General features: G+C 70.2%; 14 protein-coding genes. 8 read left to right on the forward strand and 6 right to left on the reverse strand.

The window, feature by feature from the left end; translation table 11 throughout:
• Positions 1 to 2: 2 nt before the first annotated feature.
• Genes ACFWJ8_RS13655 through ACFWJ8_RS13680 form a run of 6 tightly spaced genes read left to right on the forward strand, consistent with a single transcriptional unit; the run spans position 3 to position 10,814 of the window.
• Positions 3 to 2,183: a hypothetical protein gene (locus ACFWJ8_RS13655; protein ID WP_378812265.1), complete on the forward strand. Its 2,181-nt coding sequence runs from the start codon at positions 3 to 5 to the stop codon at positions 2,181 to 2,183.
• A gap of 9 nt (positions 2,184 to 2,192) precedes the next feature.
• The gene (locus ACFWJ8_RS13660) at positions 2,193 to 4,505 is read left to right on the forward strand and encodes a hypothetical protein (protein WP_378812268.1); all 2,313 of its coding nucleotides are present in this window, start codon (positions 2,193 to 2,195) and stop codon (positions 4,503 to 4,505) included.
• Positions 4,506 to 4,521: 16 nt separating this feature from the next.
• Positions 4,522 to 6,789 carry a hypothetical protein gene (locus ACFWJ8_RS13665; protein ID WP_378812271.1) on the forward strand — a complete coding sequence of 756 codons (2,268 nt, stop codon included), beginning with the start codon at positions 4,522 to 4,524 and terminating at the stop codon, positions 6,787 to 6,789.
• Positions 6,790 to 6,800: 11 nt separating this feature from the next.
• Positions 6,801 to 7,685, forward strand: a complete 885-nt coding sequence (locus ACFWJ8_RS13670; RefSeq protein ID WP_378812274.1) for a caspase domain-containing protein — start codon at positions 6,801 to 6,803, stop codon at positions 7,683 to 7,685.
• 19 nt (positions 7,686 to 7,704) lie between these two features.
• A complete protein-coding gene (locus ACFWJ8_RS13675) occupies positions 7,705 to 9,432 on the forward strand; it encodes a hypothetical protein (protein WP_378812276.1) in 1,728 nt (575 codons plus the stop codon).
• A complete protein-coding gene (locus ACFWJ8_RS13680) occupies positions 9,429 to 10,814 on the forward strand; it encodes a hypothetical protein (protein WP_378812279.1) in 1,386 nt (461 codons plus the stop codon). Before ACFWJ8_RS13675 ends, ACFWJ8_RS13680 begins: the two co-directional genes overlap by 4 nt.
• Before the next feature lie 71 nt (positions 10,815 to 10,885).
• Here the strand turns inward: ACFWJ8_RS13680 and ACFWJ8_RS13685 are convergent, their stop codons facing one another.
• The 6 genes from ACFWJ8_RS13685 to ACFWJ8_RS13710 form a co-directional block, all read right to left on the reverse strand.
• Positions 10,886 to 12,340 (reverse strand): FtsX-like permease family protein, encoded by a 1,455-nt coding sequence (locus ACFWJ8_RS13685; RefSeq protein WP_378812321.1) that lies wholly within the window; start codon positions 12,338 to 12,340, stop codon positions 10,886 to 10,888.
• A 26-nt stretch (positions 12,341 to 12,366) separates the two neighbouring features.
• Positions 12,367 to 13,170 (reverse strand): ABC transporter ATP-binding protein, encoded by an 804-nt coding sequence (locus tag ACFWJ8_RS13690; RefSeq protein WP_378812281.1) that lies wholly within the window; start codon positions 13,168 to 13,170, stop codon positions 12,367 to 12,369.
• 79 nt (positions 13,171 to 13,249) lie between these two features.
• A complete protein-coding gene (locus ACFWJ8_RS13695; RefSeq protein ID WP_378812284.1) occupies positions 13,250 to 13,762 on the reverse strand; it encodes an SRPBCC domain-containing protein in 513 nt (170 codons plus the stop codon).
• Between the two features lie 88 nt (positions 13,763 to 13,850).
• On the reverse strand, positions 13,851 to 14,258 hold the full coding sequence (locus ACFWJ8_RS13700; RefSeq protein WP_378812287.1) for a VOC family protein: 408 nt from the start codon (positions 14,256 to 14,258) through the stop codon (positions 13,851 to 13,853).
• Positions 14,259 to 14,291: 33 nt separating this feature from the next.
• Positions 14,292 to 14,930: a response regulator gene (locus ACFWJ8_RS13705; RefSeq protein WP_378812289.1), complete on the reverse strand. Its 639-nt coding sequence runs from the start codon at positions 14,928 to 14,930 to the stop codon at positions 14,292 to 14,294.
• Positions 14,927 to 16,120 (reverse strand): sensor histidine kinase, encoded by a 1,194-nt coding sequence (locus ACFWJ8_RS13710; RefSeq protein ID WP_378812323.1) that lies wholly within the window; start codon positions 16,118 to 16,120, stop codon positions 14,927 to 14,929. The genes ACFWJ8_RS13705 and ACFWJ8_RS13710 overlap by 4 nt, the downstream gene beginning before the upstream one ends.
• A 297-nt stretch (positions 16,121 to 16,417) precedes the next feature.
• On the opposite strand from ACFWJ8_RS13710, the gene ACFWJ8_RS13715 reads away from it, so the two are divergent.
• Entirely contained in the window at positions 16,418 to 17,266 is an 849-nt protein-coding gene (locus ACFWJ8_RS13715; RefSeq protein WP_378812290.1) for a nitrilase-related carbon-nitrogen hydrolase, read from the forward strand.
• A gap of 33 nt (positions 17,267 to 17,299) precedes the next feature.
• The gene (gene hydA, locus ACFWJ8_RS13720) at positions 17,300 to 18,742 is read left to right on the forward strand and encodes a dihydropyrimidinase (protein WP_378812294.1); all 1,443 of its coding nucleotides are present in this window, start codon (positions 17,300 to 17,302) and stop codon (positions 18,740 to 18,742) included.
• The last annotated feature ends 1 nt before the right edge of the window (position 18,743 follow it).

Raw genomic sequence — 18,743 nt, forward strand, 5'->3', positions numbered from 1 at the left:
CCATGCTCAAGTGGGATGCTCCCGAAACCGTGGCCGGTGTGACCGTCTACTGGGACGACACCGACATCGCGAAGGCGTATCTGCTGCCGTCGACACCGCGCTTCCGCATCGACGCCGACAGCAACCCGGTCTTCAAGTTCATGAAGTACCGGTTTCCCGTCGACCGCAAGGACGGCAAGAAGGGCGGCGGTTTCCTCGTCTGCGATGTCGAGTTCGGCGTCACGAAGCAGCAGGAGGACGACCTCCGCGGCCCGATGCAGGACCGCCTCGACGCGCGCTGGAAGGCGGCGCGCCGCGTGGGGGCCGCCCCTGCGGTGGCGTTCGGACAGCTCAGCTACCTGCGGGGCACCGCGGCCGTGCAGATCCTGGACTCGGGCGGCGCGCTCGTCGAGAAGGTGCACAACCCGGCGAGCCCCTCGCTGTTCGGGCCGATGATCCTGCCCATCACCGTCGAGCTCTCGCCCGAAGGCGCCACGATCCTGGAGGAGTCGCTGCAGGGCAAGGGCGGAGTCGTGCAGGTCGTCTACGACATCTGGACGCCAGTCAAGCTCCCGCCGATGTCGGCCCACGTGTGGTTCAGCGCGTCCAAGTTCTCCAGCTTCCACCAGCACATCGACGTGGAGGAGAACTTCTGCTCGGAGGACGACTACACCGAATCGATCACCGACCTCGTCATCCAGAGCGACGCGGGTGACGTCGAGATCGATCCTGGCACGGTCACCGATCAGAAGGTGATCCAGGGGGTCCGGGACTGGGCGTGGTCCACCCTCGCCGACGCGACCACGCGCATGGTGCTCGGCGACGTGCCCATCCAGAACCCCGAAGAGATCCGCAAGCTCTACACCGAGCAGGACTTCGAGAACATCGACGTCAACATCATGACGACACGGCTCGTGAACTTCGACCGCACGTACACCGAGCAGCAGGTCATGGAGTGGAACCCGCAGCCTCGCGGCACCCTGCCGAACATCACCGGTATGACGGGGCCTGACGGCAAGACCTTCAAGTGGGCGGACTTCTCGTCGGTGGTCGACCTCGACGACCCGTTCTTCCGCATCATGACGGTCAACGCCCGCGTGAACGCCCCGTTCGACAGTCTCCCGCTGCACAGCGTCGAGGTGAAGATCGAGTACGACAAGACCGGCCAGAAGCAGGTCGCCGAGTTCGCCCTCCTCGGGCCGGACCAGATGGGCACGTTCACGTCGTTCGTCGGGGGCAACGATCGCCGCTACACGTACACCTACCAGGTGAACTACAAGGGCGAGGCGCAGGCGTTCGTCTCGGATCCGAAGATCTCGAACGACCCGTCGCTCATCATCAACGTGGGCGACATCGGCATCCTCGACGTCGCCATCAAGCCCGGCGACCTCCGCTTCGACCAGGTCACGTCGGCGCAGATCACGCTCTGGTACGAGGACGACGGCGTGCCCCGCCTGGAGACGTCCCTGACGCTCGACAAGGACCACGAGGAGGCCCGCTGGACGAAGGTGATCTTCCAGGCCCGCCGCAAGCCCGTGCACTACAAGGTCAAGTACTTCATGGCCGATGGTCGCGAGTTCGAGGGCGGCGAGCGCACGACGGCCTCGACCGAGCTGCGGATCAACGACCCGTTCGGCTCCACCCGGACCGTGCAGGTGCGCGGCTTCGGCGACTTCGCCACGCGGATCGACGCGATCTTCGTCGACCTGTCGTACGTCGACAGCGTCAACGACTTCACGCAGACCGCGTCGATCACGCTGACGGGTCAATCGACGTTCGAGGACTGGCAGTTCCCCGCGATCCTCGCGGACGGCGGCCTGCTGACGTACTCCGCGAACATCCGCTTCAAGGACGGGACCGTGCAGTCCATCCCGTCGACGCCGATCGAGGGCAGCACGGTGATGCTCGGGGACGTGCTCCTGGAGCAGCCGATCACCGTCATGTCCGACCTCGTCGACTGGACGGCGGCCCGCCTGGTGAAAGTGTCGCTGCATCACGCCGAAGCGGGCGCCGACGACACCGAGGACCTCATCTTCAAGCCGACCGGGGAGACGAGCCTGGTGTGGAAGATGCCCTACAAGGACAAGGGCAAGAAGACGTACTCGTACACCGCGACGTACTTCCTGCCCGACGGCACGAGCGCCTCGGTCACGAAGGACGGCGTGGGCGACGAGACGCTCGTGCTGCCGGGGAAGGCGAGCTGAGGTCCGGCCATGCTCTCGCTCGAACCGCCGTTCCACATGATCCAGGGGGTCGCGGTCTACCGCGACCACGCGGATCCGCTGCAGTGGTACGCGATGCCCGGGGCGCCCCGGCTGGCCACCGTCACCGAGACGGTGGGCGGCCGGGAGGTCGACATCCCGCAGTTCTCGCTGATCAAGTTCCGCGGGCAGGCGGGCACCGGCGGGTTCCTCAACTTCGACGTCGACCTCGCCCTGCCCGACGAGCTGCGCGACGACGTGCGGGCCGAGATCAAGCGGCTGGAGCACCTCGACGCGCTCCCCCGGCTCGCCGACCTCCCGGTCGTGGACGGCACCGTGCGCATGCTGCTGTTCGACAAGGAGAGCCCGCAGCCGACGCCTCCCGGCGGCGGTGCCCCGGCACCCGGAGGGGGCGGTGCGCCGCCGGCGCCGGTCGACCCCGACGCCCTGCAGTTCGTGCTGAAGCTCAGCCACGCCGCCAAGCCGGCGCTGTACGGCGGCCAGCGGGCCGCCTTCTCGGTGCAGCTGACGCAGGAGGGCGTCACGACGGTCGAGAAGGCGATGGCCGGCGAGCTGTCGCCCATCGGCATCATCTACTCGCTCGACTACCTCGGCCTGCGGCCCGCGTACCACGTGCAGGTGCACGTGCACTGGGATCGCGTGCAGAAGCACATCGACGAGCACGAGGAGTTCGACGTCCCGCTGTTCTACTCGTCGAGCGTCGACAAGGTGCTCGACGAGCTCGACGACGAGCGGTTCATCGAGATCACCGCCGACACCTTCGTGGAGGAGGACGACGGCAGCCCGGTGATCGCCCGGCGCGACGAGGCGATGCAGGACGTGCGCGACATGATCACCGACGCGTTCTTCGAGCCCTCGCTCGACCCGGTCGACCGCGACACCGGCGCCGCCGGTGCGGTCCAGACCTTCGGGCGCGCGCTGCAGGCGATCGGCAGCGCCGGGATGTCGGAGGTCAGCGCGTTCAGCAAGCGCAGCGTCGACCTCACACGCATCGACCGCAAGCGGCTGGACGTCTCGATGAGCGAGCGCACCACGGTTCGCCGGACGATCTGCCCGCAGGGTCACCTGTCGGGGTTCTTCCGGCTGCTCACGCAGGAGGGGGTGAAGCTCGACCGCTTCGTCACCGAAGTTGACCTCGATGACCCGTGGTTCCAGCGCCGCTCGGTGGAACTGGTCTCGCGCGCGGACTGGAAAGGCGACCACGTGCGTTCGATCGACGTCGACCTCGCCTACCGGGGGCGCGAGTCGGGCGCGCTGCTCGACAGCACCGTCCCGAGCCAGACGGTGTCGTGGGCGAGCGTGCTCGAGAACGGCGGCATGGTGCGCGACGTCGACGTCTCCTACACCGTGACGTTCGCCGACATCGACGCGCTCGAGCGCCCGCGCACGCTCACCTCCCAGCCGTCGCCCGAGAAGGGCGACCGCGTCGAGATCGACCCGCGCGAGCTGTACACGATCGTGCCGATCCCCGTGGTGTCCCTGAACTTCCCGTGGGACCGCTACCCGAACGTCGAGGTCGAGCTGGCCTACGACGACCCCGCCAACGGCATCGCGCAGTCCGACCTCGTCGTCCTCGACAAGGACACGGTGGATGCCACGTGGCAGATGTTCGTGATCGGCCAGGGCCTCGACACCGGGCGCCACCGCGTCACGTACCGTGCCGCGGATCAGCGCGACGTCGTGGGCGCATGGCTGCCGACCGACAGCGAGCGGATCCTCGTCCGCGACCCGTTCCCGTCCGGACGGGTGCTGGACGTCGTGCCGGCGGTCGACTGGACGCTGGTCTCGCAGATCTTCGTCGACGTCGTCTACGCGGACGACGAGAACGGGCTGCGCAGCGAGGCGGCGCTGCAGTTCACCGAGACCGACCAGGCATCCAAGGCGTTCCAGGTGTCGCTCGCCGACCCCACCCGCCGGGTGGTCGACTACCGCATCACCGTCGTCAAGAAGAGCGGCGAGGTGCTGGTCGGCCCGCCCAGCTCGACGCAGGAGCGGCGTGTGCTCGTGCGGGCGGACGTCACGGGGCACCGTGTCGTCACCGTCCGCACCGACGGCGCCGACTTCGCCGCCCGCAAGATCCGCCGTATGGTCGTGCGCCTCCGCTACGAGGACGCCGTTACGCGGATCGACGACGAGCGCACCCTGGCATCCGCCGAGGATGCCGCCACCTTCGAGTTCGACTACGTCGGCGATACGCCGGGCCGGTTCTCGTACGAGGTGGTCACCGAGTTCACCAACAACCTGACCAAGACCCGGTCCGGGGAGTCGAGCGAGGCAACGCTCGTCATCCCCGTCCTGGGATGAGACACCAGGAGGAGCCATGCTTCTGCTCGGCAGCCGCTCGATCACCGTCGAGGGCATCACCGTCTTCCCCGACCACGCGGATCCGGACCAGTTCTGGTATCTGCCCGGGCCGGTACGCCTCGCCGAGCGCGAGGACGGCCAGAAGGCGTTCACGTTCATCCAGTACCGGCCGGCCGCGGTGGCCGCGGGTGTCAAGGGCGGAGGCTTCCTCACCTTCCAGGTCGACCTGCACCTCGACAAGCAGCTCGAGCGCCGCATCGTCTCGAAGCTCCGATCCGTGTCGAAGGGCACGCCGCGCCTGACGGTCGTGCCCTTCGACGAGGGCACGGTGCAGTGCGTCGCCCTCAACCTGCAGGGCGAGGGCGGCGTCGCCGCACAGCCGGCGGGGCCCGGGTCGTTCAACGCCGTCGAGCAGATCCTCGGCGCGGGCACCCCGTCGCTGCAGGGCGACAACACCGCGGCCTTCAGCCTCACGCTCTCGCAGGAGGGCGCGATCATCCTGCGCCAGGCGTTCGAGCAGGGCACGACGCCCGTCGGAGTGATCTACGACCTCAAGTTCACGGGTATGCGGCCCGCGCTCAACGTCGAGATCACGGCTGATCTCAGCCGTGTCTACGACCAGCTGAGCGGCGGGATCGAGGCGCAGGTGTACTTCGTGAAGGCCGGCATCGACGCGGCCTTCGAGAAGCTCGTGCAGGACGGCGCCATCAAGATCAAGGTGGTCGACTTCACCGGTGAGGACGACGAGAAGGAGAAGGAGCGCTGGGCGCTCGACTTCTTCAAGGAGAACCTGCTGCGCCAGTGGTTCGAGCCGACGCTCGCCCCCGGCGTGATCTCGGGCGGCCGTCCGGAGCCCGAGCCGCTGAGCGCGGTGCTGCAGCGCGGCACGGCGATGCGCCCGCCGACCACACCCGCCCCGCCCCGGCCGCCGGCGGCGCCCGAGGCGGCGCCGCGCACCGAGGCGTCGCCGGCCGCCGGCACGGGCCGTGGCGCCGCCTCGGCGGGGCACACGCCGACGCCGCCCCCGCCCGGGACGCCCGCCGACGCGTCACCGGCGACGGGGAGCGGATCGCCCGCGACCTCCGACACCGTGGCGCCCGCCGCGGCGGTGGGTGCGCCCCGCGTGGCCCCGGCGTCGACGCCCGCCACGACGCCGCCCGCCGGCCTCGACCAGGGGGCTGCGGCGCCCGCCGGCGGCGGTGGCACCCCGGCAGTGGTCTCGTTCCGGCTGCGCATCGTCCACCAGGAGGAGCGCAAGACCGTGAAGCTCGTCTACGACCGCTCCGAGGCCACGCAGCGCACCTACGCGCCGCAGGGGTTCTTCGGCGTGCTCGTGGCCGACCTCGACCGATCGAAGCACTTCGTCGAGGTCGACCTCGACGCGCCGTTCTTCCGGGTGTTCGAGGTGCAGGTCGATCCGCCGACCGACTTCGCGGCCATCGGCCTGCGCACCGCCCAGGTATCGCTCGACTACGGCGACCCCGCACAGCCCGCGACGCTCAAGCATCACGAAGTGACCTTCGAGGCCGCCGACACGGAGCCGGACGTGTGGCAGGTGTTCCTGGACCAGGGCCTGGACCTGGGCTATCGGGCCGGCATCCAGTTCCATTTCGATCCGGCGTCGGACTGGAAGGGCGCGACCTTCGCCTACGAGGTGCCGCCGGCACGCACCGAGGATCGGTCGCTCGTGCTCAACGCGCACGAGCACGTCGGGTTCCTGGAAGTGGCGGTGCAGGCGAACCGCGTCGACTGGCAGGTCGTGGACTCGATCGACGTGTTCCTGCGCCACGAGAGCGGCGGGAAGGTGCAGGAGGAGCAGCTCCCGCTCAGCAAGGGGGCCCCGGGGCCCGTGTCGTGGAAGGTGCGCACCGACGTCGGCGCGCGCGACTACACGTACCGCCTCGTGCATCACCTCAAGGACGGGACCATCAAGGAGACCACCTCTCGCGAACCGTCCCGGGCGGCCCTGCTGCCTGTGGACGATCCGTTCCCCGGTGCGCTCACCGTCACCCTGGTGCCGCTGCTCGACCCCGCCACCACGCGCATGGCCTTCGTCGACATCGACTACACGGATGCCGCCAACGGCTACACGCGCGCCGAACGCCTCACGATCCAGCCCACCGCGGTGGACCCGATCGACCTGTCGCTCGCGCTGATGGACCCCCAGCAGCGCACCTACCGGTATCAGGTCACCGTCGTCGGAAAGGACAACAAGATGACCAAGCTCCCGCCCGTCGAAACCAGCGACGACCTCGTCGCCGTCCAGAGCCAGCCCACTCCCTGAAGGAGAGCGAAATGACCAAGCGAGCCGTCGTCATCGGCATCAACGACTATTCGGTGCAGGGATTCGGGAACCTGGGCGGCTGCGTCCGGGACGCCGACGCCATGTATCACCTGCTCATCGACGCGTTCCTGTTCGACCCCACGCAGGTATTCATCTACAAGAACGCGGCCGCCACGCACGACAACATCATGAAGGCGATCAACTACATCCTGAAGGTGTCCGAGCCCGGGGATGTCGCGTGCTTCTACTACGCGGGCCACGGCGGCCTGCACCCCGGCGGAGCGGCGGGCGTCTTCTACCAGACGATCATCCCGTACTCGGGTCAGTTCATCACCGACTGGGAGCTGCGCCAGGCCGCCGATCAGCTGCGGCCGAGCGAGGTCAACTTCACCGTGATCCTCGACAGCTGCCACTCGGGCGGCATGGTCGACCCGGCCGAGCCGACCGGATCGGTGCGCACGATCGCCCTGTCGCAGGAGTTCATCGCGACCGTCACCGGCGCCATGAAGACCGTGATCCCGATGGGGATCGTGCTGCCCGACATCGCGACCCTCAGCAACAACGTGCATCAGGTGCAGGCGGCGCCGCCCGCCACGGTCTGCTACACCGAGGCGGCCAACCGGGAGTTCGTGCCCTCGGCCAAGGCGACGCTGCTCGCCGCGTCCCGCTGGGACGAGTACGCCGGCGAGACGAGCGACCACGGCTTCCTCACCAAGGCGCTCCTCGACACGGTGAACGCCAGCAACTTCACGATCACCCATCAGGCGCTGCACTCCACGCTCACCACGCGCGTGCACGACCTCGCCGCACACGAGCAGCACCCGGTGCTGCGCGGGCAGGAGAACCGGATGGGCGAGAGCTTCCTCGGCGGCTGGACGTCGTCGGTTCCCGGATGATGTGAGAGAGACGACCGAGATGTCCGAGATCACCGGCTATGAGCCCGAAGGTCAGCCGCGCACGCACGTGACCCTGCGGCTCATCGCGCAGGACCCTGCCGTGAAGGGCGACGACCGGCGCATCCTCACCGCGAAGGTGAAGGTGCCGTGGTCCCGCATGGAGGACGGTCCCCGAGGGGCGCGGCTGCACGTGGTCGACTTCGACACCGCGACCGGCGAGTACCTGAAGCATCCGGGGATCGCCGACGATGACGTGTTCGCCGACGCCGACGACGACGAGCTGCTCGACGACAAGGCGTTCCACGCCCAGCACGTGTACGCGACCGCCGCGCGCACGCTCGCGACATTCGAGTCGGCGCTCGGACGTCGGCTGTCGTGGGGGTTCGAGGGGCACCATCTCTACCTCGTGCCGCACGCGTTCGCCGAGGCCAACGCGTTCTACTCCGACGACGACCACGCGCTGCTGTTCGGCTACGTGCCGGCGAGCGTCCCCGGCCGCCGCCCGGTGTACACCTGCCTCAGCCACGACGTCGTCGTGCACGAGACCACGCACGCTGTGCTGGACGGGCTGCGTCACCGGTTCCTCGAGCCGAGCCTGCCCGACCAGGCCGCGTTCCACGAAGGCTTCGCCGACATCGTGGCGCTGCTGTCGGTGTTCTCGATGCGGCCTGTCGTCGAACAGGCACTGGGCCGCGCCGACAAGGACGGCCGCATCTCGCGCGACCGGGTCGAGCCCGGCCGCCTGCGTCACGGCGTGCTCACCGGTGTCGCCGAGCAGATCGGCCGGACGCTCACACAGGGCCGCGGCGCGCTGCGCGCATCGGCGCTGAAGCCGCCGCCCGAGGACTGGGCGGAGCTGCGGCTGTACGACGAACCGCACCGCCGCGGCGAGGTGCTCGTCGCCGTCGTGCTCGACGTGCTCATCGACATCTGGTGGACCCGCCTGCAGGCGCTGTTCTCGCGGCCGGGCTCGAAGGCGAAGGACGTGACGGTCGACCGCGCCCGCGCCGCCGAGGAGGGGGTCAAGGCGGCATCCCAGCTGCTCACGATGCTCATCCGGGGCCTCGACTACCTGCCTCCCGTGGAGTTCGAGTTCGGGGATCTGCTGGATGCCGTCCTGCTGGCCGATGCCGAGGTCGTGCCCGACGACGACCTCGGGTATCGCGACATGCTGGCCCAGCGGTTCGAGGCCGCCGGCATCCATCGTCCCGATCGGAACGCGGACGTCCTCGAGGCGGAGCTGACGCCCCGCTACCTCGGCATCAACTATGCGAGCCTGCGCAGCGACCGCGACGAGGTGTTCCGGTTCCTGTGGCAGAACGCCCCGCGGCTCGGAGTCAGCACCCGCTTCTACACGATCGTCGAATCGGTGCTGCCGACGCAGCGCATCGGACCCGACGGGCTCATCGTGCCCGAGTCCGTCGCCACCTACGTGCAGATGATCGACATGACGGCGGGCGAGTTCGCGCGCGAGTCCGAGCTGCCCCTGCCCGAAGGGATCGACCATGACACCCGCGTGCAGTTCTTCGGCGGCGGGACCCTGGTCTTCGACCAGTTCGGCCGCCTGAAGCTGCACGTCTACAAGCGCATCGACGACTGGCGGCGCCAGGTCCGCCGCCTCGCGTACCTCGACAGCACGGGCCGCCGCGACACCAAGGGCGGGCTCGGGTTCTCGGAGGGCCGCTCGCGCGGGCAGGCGTTCGCCGCGCTCCACAGCACAGATCTCAGTTCCGGGGAGGCATGGTGAACACTCCAGCCCGCGTCCGCGTCCGCATGTACCAGGTGGGGTTCGGCGACTGCCTCCTCATCTCTGCCGAGTACGACGAGCCTCTCGCCGACGGCCGCGCCGAACGCCACATCCTGATCGACTACGGCACGAGCCATTCGCCGCGCAAGGGCTTCGCCCGCGGCCGCATGGCCGATGTCGCGGCGCTCATCGAGCAGCACACCCACGGCGTGCTCGACGTGCTCGCCGTCACGCACCGCCACCGCGATCACCTGCGCGGCTTCGAGGTCGACGCGGGCGCCGAGATCCTGCGCCGGCTCGCGCCGAAGGTCGTCCTGAGGTCGTGGACCGAGGATCCCGCGCTGGCGCCGGACGCCCCGGGTCCGGCGGGCGCGCCGGGCGCGCCCGCCCTGGCCGCCCCGCCGCCCGCGGAGGCCGCCGGGGCGGGCGGCCCCGTGGGACCGGCATCCGTCCGCTACGCACGGCTGCTCGGCGCCGCCCAGGAGCATGCCGGGGCGCTGGCGGGTCTCGCCGCGCACGACAAGCTGGTCGCCGCGGCCGCCGAGGAGCAGCTGAAGAACGCCGACGCCGTCGCGCTGCTCGACGAGCTGTCCGCCGGACAGCGCGGGCGGTACCTGTACACCGGGGCCGACGCCGGTCTCGCCGACCTCGTGCCCGGGCTCGTGACGACGGTGCTCGGCCCGCCGACGCCCGAGCAGGAGCCCGACGTCACGCGGCAGGCCGCCGATGACGACGAGTACTGGCTGACCGCGCTGGACGCGTCGCTCGCGCTGTCGACCTCGGTCGCGGCGTCGGAGGCGGGCGAGGCCGACGAGGACGGCGAAGAGCCGTCCGACAGCGTGCCGGTCGGTCCGGGGCCGGTACGGTGGCTGATCGACAACCTCAAGGCCCAGCGCACGCACTCGCTGCTGCGCCTGGTGCGCAACCTCGACGACGCCCTGAACAACACGAGCCTGCTGCTGCTGTTCGAGTTCGGCGAGCTGTCGCTGCTGTTCCCGGGCGACGCGCAGATCGAGAACTGGCAGCACACGCTCAAGCGCTTCGCGAAGGAGCCGGAGCTGCGCGCCAAGCTAGCGACGATCGACCTCTACAAGGTCGGCCATCACGGCAGTCGCAACGCGACCCCCCGCACGCTGTGGAGCCTGTGGAAGGACCGTCCCGAGGGACTCCCCCGGCTCACGGCGCTCATGTCGACGCGCCAGGGCGTGCACGGCAAGGCCGTCGACACGGCCGTCCCCCAGGACAACCTGGTGACCGCGCTGAAGGAGGTCTCGGACCTGTACTCCAGCGACGACGACACCCACAAGTCCGCGGACTACCTCGAGGTCGAGGCCGATGTCGCGGTGGGCGGCCCGTTCCGGCTGGTGCCGCCGAAGCCCTGACGCCGTCGACGGACGTGGACGAGGGGATGCCGCGGCGCGAAGCCTGCACCGCGGCATCCCTGGGGCCCGCCTCAGTCGGCGAGCGCCTCGACCGGCGCCACTCGGGTGGCGAGCCGCGTCGGGACGACGGCGGCGACGAGGGTCAGCACGGCGGTCGCGCCCACGATGATCACGACCGGCAGCCAGGGCACGGCCGGCGCCACGAGCGTCGGCGCCGACCACGACGGCGGCACCGCCACCGAGCCGAGCAGCGACTGCGCCCCTGCCCAGCCGTACGCGATGCCGAGCACGAGCCCCGTGACGGTCGCGGCGATGGTGATGTGCGCGGCCTCCAGCAGCACCATGCGGCGCACCTGGCCGGTCGACACGCCGAGGGCACGCAGCAGACCGAGCTCGCGGCGGCGCTGCACGACGCCGATAGTGAGCAGATTGACCAGGCCCACGGCCGCGATCACGGCCGACACCGCGACGAGGCCCATCATGATGGCGGCGAACGTGTCGACGAGCGTCGTCATCTCGGCGGGAGCCTCGCCGTCGCCGGACGCGATCATGACGGCCTTCACGGTCTCCAGCGCGACGGCGAACATCGTCACGAGCGTGACGCCCATGACCACGCCGATCGCCATCCGGCTCGAGCGCTCCGGGTAGCGCAGCGCGTTCTCCGCCGCCAGGCGAGCGGTCGCCGACTGCCCGAACAGGTGCCCCACGAGGCGCAGCACGGGCGGCATCACGAGGGTCGCACCGAGGGCGAGTCCGGTGAACGAGAACACCCCGCCGAAGAACGCCACGACCACGCCGAGCGGCGACAGCAGCCCGAGCACGATGCCGCCGGCCAGCAGCGCGGCGCCGATCGCGAAGAGCGTGATCGCGACGCCGTTGCGTCCGCCGCGCCGCGCGACCGCGTCGTGGGAGGCCTCGACCGAACCGCCGAGCGCCTGCAGCGGCGTCACCGTCAGCACACGTCGCGAACCCGCCCACGCCGCGGCCCAGGTCGTGAGCGCGACCACGACCGCGGGGATGACGAGCACCGGCTGCAGGACGGCGTAGTCCACGCCGTCGAGCCCGAGCAGCCGGGTCGCCAGCACGACGGCCGCCCACGACGCCAGCGTGCCGCTGGCGAGACCGATGCCCGCGCCGATCACGCCCACGACGAGACCCTGCCGGCCGACCTCCTCGCGCTGCGACCGCGCCGACGCCCCGATGAGGCGCAGCAGCGCGATGCGGCGCGTGCGTCCGGCGATGACCGTGGCGAACGTGTTGGCCGTCACGATCGACGCGACGTACACCGCGACCCCGATCAGCAGGAAGCTCATGATGACGAGCACCGCGGCGAGGGTCTCGCTGTCGCCGATGTACGGGTTCGCCCGCAGCATCGCGCCGATGAATCCGGTCGCGCTCAGCAGGATCGCGCCGAACGCGCTCGAGATCGCCGCGACCAGGATGCTTCCGCCCATGCCGCGCTCGCGCAGCCACGGCAGCGGCGGAGTGCGGCGGATCGCGGTGGATGCCGTCGTCCCCGGCATCATCTCGGCAGGGGTCTCGACGAGCGCGGTCATGACGCCACCTGCGCGACCGGGAGGGCCGTGGTGGGCGCCGCGGTGCCGAGCTCGGACGCCAGCATGTACGCCGAGATCTCCTCGGCGCTCTGGCGGGCCTTGTCGGCCACGATGCGGCCGTCGCCGAGGAACAGCACGCGGTCGGCGTGCGAGGCTGCCACGGGATCGTGGGTGACCATGGCGATCGACTGTCCGTGCTCCCGCGTCGCGGTGGCCAGGAGAGCGAGCACCTCGCGCCCCGAGCGCGAGTCGAGGTTGCCCGTCGGCTCGTCGGCGAACACCAGGTCGGGCGCCGTTGCCAGCGCGCGGGCGATCGCCACCCGCTGCTGCTGCCCGCCCGACAGCTGGTGCGGCCGGTGGCCGAGTCGGGCCGTGAGCCCCAGACGCTCGACGAGTCCGTCGATGCGGGCGCGCTCCAGGGCCGTCGGCCGACGTCCGTCGAGGTCGAAGGGCAGCATGATGTTGCCGAGCGCATCGAGAGTGGGCACCAGGTTGAACGCCTGGAAGACGAAGCCGACGCGGCGCCGCCGCAGGATCGTGAGCTCGAGGTCCGAGAGACCCGTGATGTCGGTGTCGCCGATCCACGCGCGGCCCGAGCTGGGCGCGTCGAGCCCCGCCATGATGTGCATGAGCGTCGACTTGCCCGAGCCCGACGGGCCCATGATCGCGGTGAACTCGCCTCGGCGGATGCCGACGCTCACCCCGTCGAGCGCGTGGACCGTGCTCTCGCCGGCGCCATAGGTCTTGGTGAGCTGCTGCACCCGGGCGGCGAGGCCCAGATCGGTCGATGAGAGTTCCATGCCTCCGACGGTATGGACCACCAGGGTCCCCGCGCGTCGGCCGGGAGTGGCATCCCGCTACATCGCGAGGATGATCCGCTCAGCCGTTCGCGAGCGCGTCGGCGATGCCCTCGTGCAGCGCCTCGTGCTCGTGCGGCAGCAGCTGCTCGTCGCCGCGGAACTCGTACGGCATGCCGGTGCCCGTCTCGATGAACGCCTTGAGGCTGTGGTTGACGAACAGGTTCCACGCGTTGGCGCACGTGTCGTAGCAGGGTACGTCGGTCGCGAGGCCCTCGTGCGTGAAGACGACGGCGGTGCCCTCGTCCCTGCCGGCGATCTCGAACCGCACGGTCGTGCCGTTCCACTCCTGGTGGTCGTCGACGAAGTCCAGGTAGCTGCCCGTCACGAACCATTCGACGAGGCGCCCCGGCTCGAGCGCCGCGATGCGGAACCCGGAGTAGTGCAGGCCCGGCACGACGTAGACGAACTCGTCGCCGACCGCGGTGGTGGTGCCGGTGATGCGCCCCCACCAGCCCGCGACGTCGTTGATCGCGTCGAACGCCTGCTGCGGCGTCGCGGCGACGGTGATGGTGGTGGTGTAGTTCTCCGACATGACCTGCTCCTTGGCATCCTGCTTGCGTGATGAAAGTTCTCCCCGAGCGCGAGCGTAGCGCCGGGTGCTTTCATCACGCAAGTACCCCTCACGCGTCGGGCGATGCCGCCTCGTCCGAGGTCAGCAGGATGACGTTCCCGTCGGGATCCTCGACGATCGCCGCGTACGGGCCGAAGGTCTGCGTCGGAGGCATGCGCCCGACGTAGCCGGCGTCGACCAGCTCGGCCCAGCGGCTGTCGACGACGGCATCCTCTCCCACGTAGAACTCCAGCATCTGCGAGTACCCGCCGCCGACCGGGCGCGACCACGTCGGGTCGTAGACCGACGCGAAGGACGTCGTGATCAGCAGGGTGACGCCGCTGCCCATCCGATGCGCGACCACGGGTCGCCCGCCGGCTGCGCCCTCGGGGATGTCGAGCCCCAGGCGCCGGTAGAAGCGAAGGGATGCCTCCAGATCGGCCACTTCGAGCACGACCATGCTCAACTGCAGTTCCATGCGCCGATTCTGCCGCCCGGCGCCGACACCCGGCTACGCGAGGTCGTGCTCGAACGCGAACACCACCAGCTGCACGCGATCGCGCAGTCCCAGCTTCGTGAGGATGCGGCTGATGTGCGTCTTCACGGTGGCCTCGGACAGGAACTCGCGCGCCGCGATCTCGGCGTTGGAGAGACCCCGCGCGGCCAGGGCGAAGATCTCGCGCTCACGCTCGGTGAGCTCCCCGTAGGCGGGCGGCACCGGCCGGGGCGCGGCATCCGCGAACCTCTCGAACAGCTCGCGGGTGGCGGATGCCGCGATCACGGCGGACCCGGCGTGCACGGTGCGGATCGCCGCGAGCAGGAACTCGGGATCGGCGTCCTTGAGCAGGAACCCGCTCGCGCCCTGCCGGATCGCGCGCGCCGCGGCCTCGTCGAGGTCGAACGTCGTGAGCATCACGATGCGCGGCGGCTCGGGGTCCGACAGCAGCTCGGCCGTCGCCGCGAGCCCATCCATGACCGGCATGCGGATGTCCATCAGCACGACGTCGGGCGCAGTCGCCCGCACCACCTGCACGCCCTCACGACCGTCGGACGCCTCGCCCACGACCTCGAGGTCGGGCTGCGAGTCGACGAGCATGCGGATGCCGGCGCGGAACAGCGCCTGGTCGTCGACGAGTGCGACGCGGATCATGCGGGTCCTCCGATCGGAATGGTCGCCCTGACGACGAACGCGGCGCCCTCCGCCCCGGCGTCGAGACGCCCGCCGGCCAGCTGTGCGCGCTCGCGCATGCCGATCAGGCCGTGCCCCGGCCGGGGAGCGGGAGCTGCGGTGGTGGCAGCCGCCGGATTGCGCACCGAGAGCTCGACACGATCGGGCAGCCAGGCGAGGCGGACCTCGACGGCTCCGCCGGGTGCGCCGTGCCGCAGCGCATTGGTGAGGGCCTCCTGCAGGATGCGGTACACCGCGAGCTGCACCGCGGCCGGCGGCTCGCCCGGCGGCACCGGGTCCACGTCGACCCGCAGCGGCACGCCGGCCGCCCGCACCTGGGCGTACACCTCCTCCAGATCGGCGATCGTCGGCTGCGGCCCGTCGCCCTGGCGATGGCGCAGCTGGCCGAGGAGGAGGCGCACGTCGGCGAGCGCCGAGCGGGCAGTGGTCGAGATCGTGGCGAGGGCCTCGGTCGCGACCGCCGGATCCGCCGCCGCCGCATACCGCGCCCCGTCGGCCTGCGCGATCACGACCGCGAGCGAGTGCGCCACGACGTCGTGCATGTCGCGGGCGATGCGCACACGCTCCTGCTCGGCCACCGTCTCGGCCTCGGCCCGCTGCTGCGCGACGCGGGTCTCGCGCGTGCGGACGGCGGAGCGCACGAGGGCGCCGATCGTCCACGACAGCCCGAGCGCGAAGGCCGCGGCCACGAGCAGGACGAGCGCCAGCGGCAGGGTCTGCCACGTCAGCCCACCGCCCGCGAACGAGGGGCCGGCGAAGAGGTACACGGTGATCACGAGGGCGCCGACGAGCGCGGAGGCGAACCCGGCCCAGTACACGATGCGCGATCCGTAGGCGGCCGTGGCGTAGAGGACGCCGAAGATCGCCACGTCGCTGAAGCTCGGCGGCCGGCCGAGTCCCATCTGCACGAGCGCTCCCGCCCACGCGAGACCCAGCGCGATCGGCGGCGACAAGCGGCGCACCGCCAGCGCGAAGGAGAACAGCGCCGCGATGAGGCCGCCGAACACCACGTGGCCCGCAGAGCCGAGCGCGTACTCCACCCCGAAGGCGCCGGCCGCCAGCACCGTCTCGATCGGCCACGCGATCACGAAGAAGGCGAGCGCGATCGAGCTGTCGACGACGAGCTGGTACGTCCTCAGGCGGCGGAACACCGTCTCACGGTACGTGAGGAACGGGGCGGCCGGCATCCGTCGCGGGCTGTAACCAGCGGGCCGCGGCATCCCTCGCCCGATGTATCCGCAGCGGCGGATGCTCGCGCGGAAAGGTCTGCTGGGCCGACCATTGCGCCGCACCCGGCGAGGCTTTACTGTCGCGTCACAGGCCGAAACCGACGGGAAACGTCGAGTCGACAGGATCAGGCAGCAGGGGTGCTCGCCCGATCGAACCCCGTCGGTCCTCCACCCGAGGGACCGCAGCGAGCACCGCCTCGCTCAGGAACGGAGAGACGAATGACGACGGTACGCGCAGCCATCTCGCAGACCACCTGGACGGGCGACAAGCAGTCGATGCTCGACAAGCACGAGGGCTTCGCGAGGGATGCCGCGGCCCAGGGCGCGCAGGTGGTGTGCTTCCAGGAGCTGTTCTACGGCCCGTACTTCGGGATCACGCAGGACAAGAAGTACTACCGCTTCGCCGAATCGGCCGACGGCCCCATCGTGCAGCGCTTCGCGGCGCTCGCCAAGGAGCTCGGGACCGTCATGGTGCTGCCGATCTACGAAGAGGCCGAGACCGGCGTGTACTACAACACCGCCGTGCTGGTCGACGCGGACGGCACGATCCTCGGCAAGTACCGCAAGCACCACCTGCCCCACCTCGACCGGTTCTGGGAGAAGTTCTACTTCCGTCCCGGCAACCTCGGGTACCCCGTCTTCGACACGGCGGTCGGCCGGGTCGGCATGTACATCTGCTACGACCGCCACTTCCCCGAAGGGTGGCGCGAGCTGGGCCTGAACGACGCGCACATCGTCTTCAACCCGAACGCCACCAAGCCCGGGCTCTCGAACCGGCTGTGGGAGGTCGAGGGACCCGCCGCCGCCGTCGCCAACGGCTACTTCGTGCTGCAGCCGAACCGGGTCGGCCGCGAGGACAACGAGTACGGCGACCTCGCCGTCGACTTCTACGGCACGAGCCAGGTGATCGACCCGCGGGGCAACTTCGTCGGCGAGCGCGGCTCGGGCGAGCACGAGGAGCTGCTGGTGCGCGACCTCGACCTCGACATGGTGCGCGAGATGCGCGACGACTGGCAGTTCTACCGGGACCGCCGGCCCGACTCGTACACCCGGATCGCGAAGCCGTGACGCTTCGACAGGCTCAGCGACCGGAGGATTGACATGACAACGACACTCATCACCGGCGGCACGGTCGTCTCGGCGACCGGCCGTGGCGAGGCCGACGTGCTCATCGACGGCGAGACCATCGCGGCGGTGCTCGCGCCCGGGTCGCAGCTGCTCGGCACCGACCTCGCGGCATCCGTCGACACCGTCGTCGACGCGACCGGCAAGTACGTGATCCCGGGCGGCATCGACGCGCACACGCACATGCAGCTGCCGTTCGGCGGCACCGAGGCCTCCGACACGTTCGAGACCGGCACGCGCGCAGCAGCCTGGGGCGGCACCACGTCGATCATCGACTTCGCGGTGCAGCGCTACGGCGAGCGCGTGCAGGACGGCCTGGCCGCCTGGCACGAGAAGGCCGCGGGCAACTGCGCGATCGACTACGGCTTCCACCAGATCGTCGGCGGCGTCGACGACGACTCGCTCGCGGCGATGCGAGGGCTGGTCGACGAGGGCATCACGAGCTTCAAGCTCTTCATGGCGTACCCGGGCGTCTTCTACTCCGACGACGCACAGGTGCTCAAGGCCATGCAGGTCTCGCACGAGACCGGCCTGCTCACGATGATGCACGCCGAGAACGGCCCGGCGATCGACGTGCTCGCCCAGCAGCTGGCGGATGCCGGCAAGAAGGCGCCGTACTACCACGGCATCGCCCGCGCGTGGCAGATGGAGGAGGAGGCCACGCACCGCGCGATCATGCTCGCGAACCTCACCGGCGCCCCGCTGTACGTCGTGCACGTCAGCGCCAAGCAGGCGGTGGACCAGCTGGCGTGGGCGCGGGATCAGGGCTGGAACGTGTTCGGCGAGACCTGCCCGCAGTACCTCTACCTGTCGCTCGAGGAGCAGCTCGGCGCGTTCAGCGAGGAATGGGGGCAGTTCGAGGGCGCCAAGTGGGTGTGCTCGACACCGCTGCGCAGCCGCGCCGAGGGGCACCAGCACCACATGTGGCAGGCGCTGCGCACCAACGACATCCAGATGGTGTCCACCGACCACTGCCCGTTCTGCATGAAGGGCCAGAAGGACCTCGGCCTCGACGACTTCCGCGCCATCCCGAACGGCATCGGCTCGGTCGAGCACCGCATGGACCTCATGTATCAGGGCGTCGTGACCGGCAAGATCACGCTGGAGCGCTGGGTGGAGCTGACCTCGACCACGCCGGCGCGCATGTTCGGTCTGTACGGCCGCAAGGGCGTGATCCAGCCCGGCGCCGACGGTGACGTCGTCGTGTACGACCCGAACGGCCACACCTCCATCGGGTTCGGCGAGGGCAGGACCCACCACATGAACATGGACCACTCCGCGTGGGAGGGCTTCGAGATCGACGGCCACGTCGACACCGTCATCTCGCGCGGCAAGGTCGTCGTCGACGGCGGCCAGTACCTCGGCGCCAAGGGCGACGGCCGATTCCTCAAACGCGGCCTCTCGCAGTACCTGATCTAAG

The sequence above is a fragment of the Microbacterium sp. NPDC058389 genome, from assembly GCF_042722305.1.
Classification (GTDB): domain Bacteria; phylum Actinomycetota; class Actinomycetes; order Actinomycetales; family Microbacteriaceae; genus Microbacterium.

Excerpts from the sequence above, each read along its gene's own strand:
- ACFWJ8_RS13670 (WP_378812274.1), top strand. The coding sequence starts at position 6,801 with ATGACCAAGCGAGCCGTCGTCATCGGCATCAACGACTATTCGGTGCAG.
- hydA (WP_378812294.1), top strand. The coding sequence starts at position 17,300 with ATGACAACGACACTCATCACCGGCGGCACGGTCGTCTCGGCGACCGGC.
- ACFWJ8_RS13655 (WP_378812265.1), top strand. The coding sequence starts at position 3 with ATGCTCAAGTGGGATGCTCCCGAAACCGTGGCCGGTGTGACCGTCTAC.
- ACFWJ8_RS13660 (WP_378812268.1), top strand. The coding sequence starts at position 2,193 with ATGCTCTCGCTCGAACCGCCGTTCCACATGATCCAGGGGGTCGCGGTC.
- ACFWJ8_RS13715 (WP_378812290.1), top strand. The coding sequence starts at position 16,418 with ATGACGACGGTACGCGCAGCCATCTCGCAGACCACCTGGACGGGCGAC.
- ACFWJ8_RS13705 (WP_378812289.1), bottom strand. The coding sequence starts at position 14,930 with ATGATCCGCGTCGCACTCGTCGACGACCAGGCGCTGTTCCGCGCCGGC.
- ACFWJ8_RS13690 (WP_378812281.1), bottom strand. The coding sequence starts at position 13,170 with ATGGAACTCTCATCGACCGATCTGGGCCTCGCCGCCCGGGTGCAGCAG.
- ACFWJ8_RS13685 (WP_378812321.1), bottom strand. The coding sequence starts at position 12,340 with ATGATGCCGGGGACGACGGCATCCACCGCGATCCGCCGCACTCCGCCG.
- ACFWJ8_RS13665 (WP_378812271.1), top strand. The coding sequence starts at position 4,522 with ATGCTTCTGCTCGGCAGCCGCTCGATCACCGTCGAGGGCATCACCGTC.
- ACFWJ8_RS13700 (WP_378812287.1), bottom strand. The coding sequence starts at position 14,258 with ATGGAACTGCAGTTGAGCATGGTCGTGCTCGAAGTGGCCGATCTGGAG.
- ACFWJ8_RS13675 (WP_378812276.1), top strand. The coding sequence starts at position 7,705 with ATGTCCGAGATCACCGGCTATGAGCCCGAAGGTCAGCCGCGCACGCAC.
- ACFWJ8_RS13695 (WP_378812284.1), bottom strand. The coding sequence starts at position 13,762 with ATGTCGGAGAACTACACCACCACCATCACCGTCGCCGCGACGCCGCAG.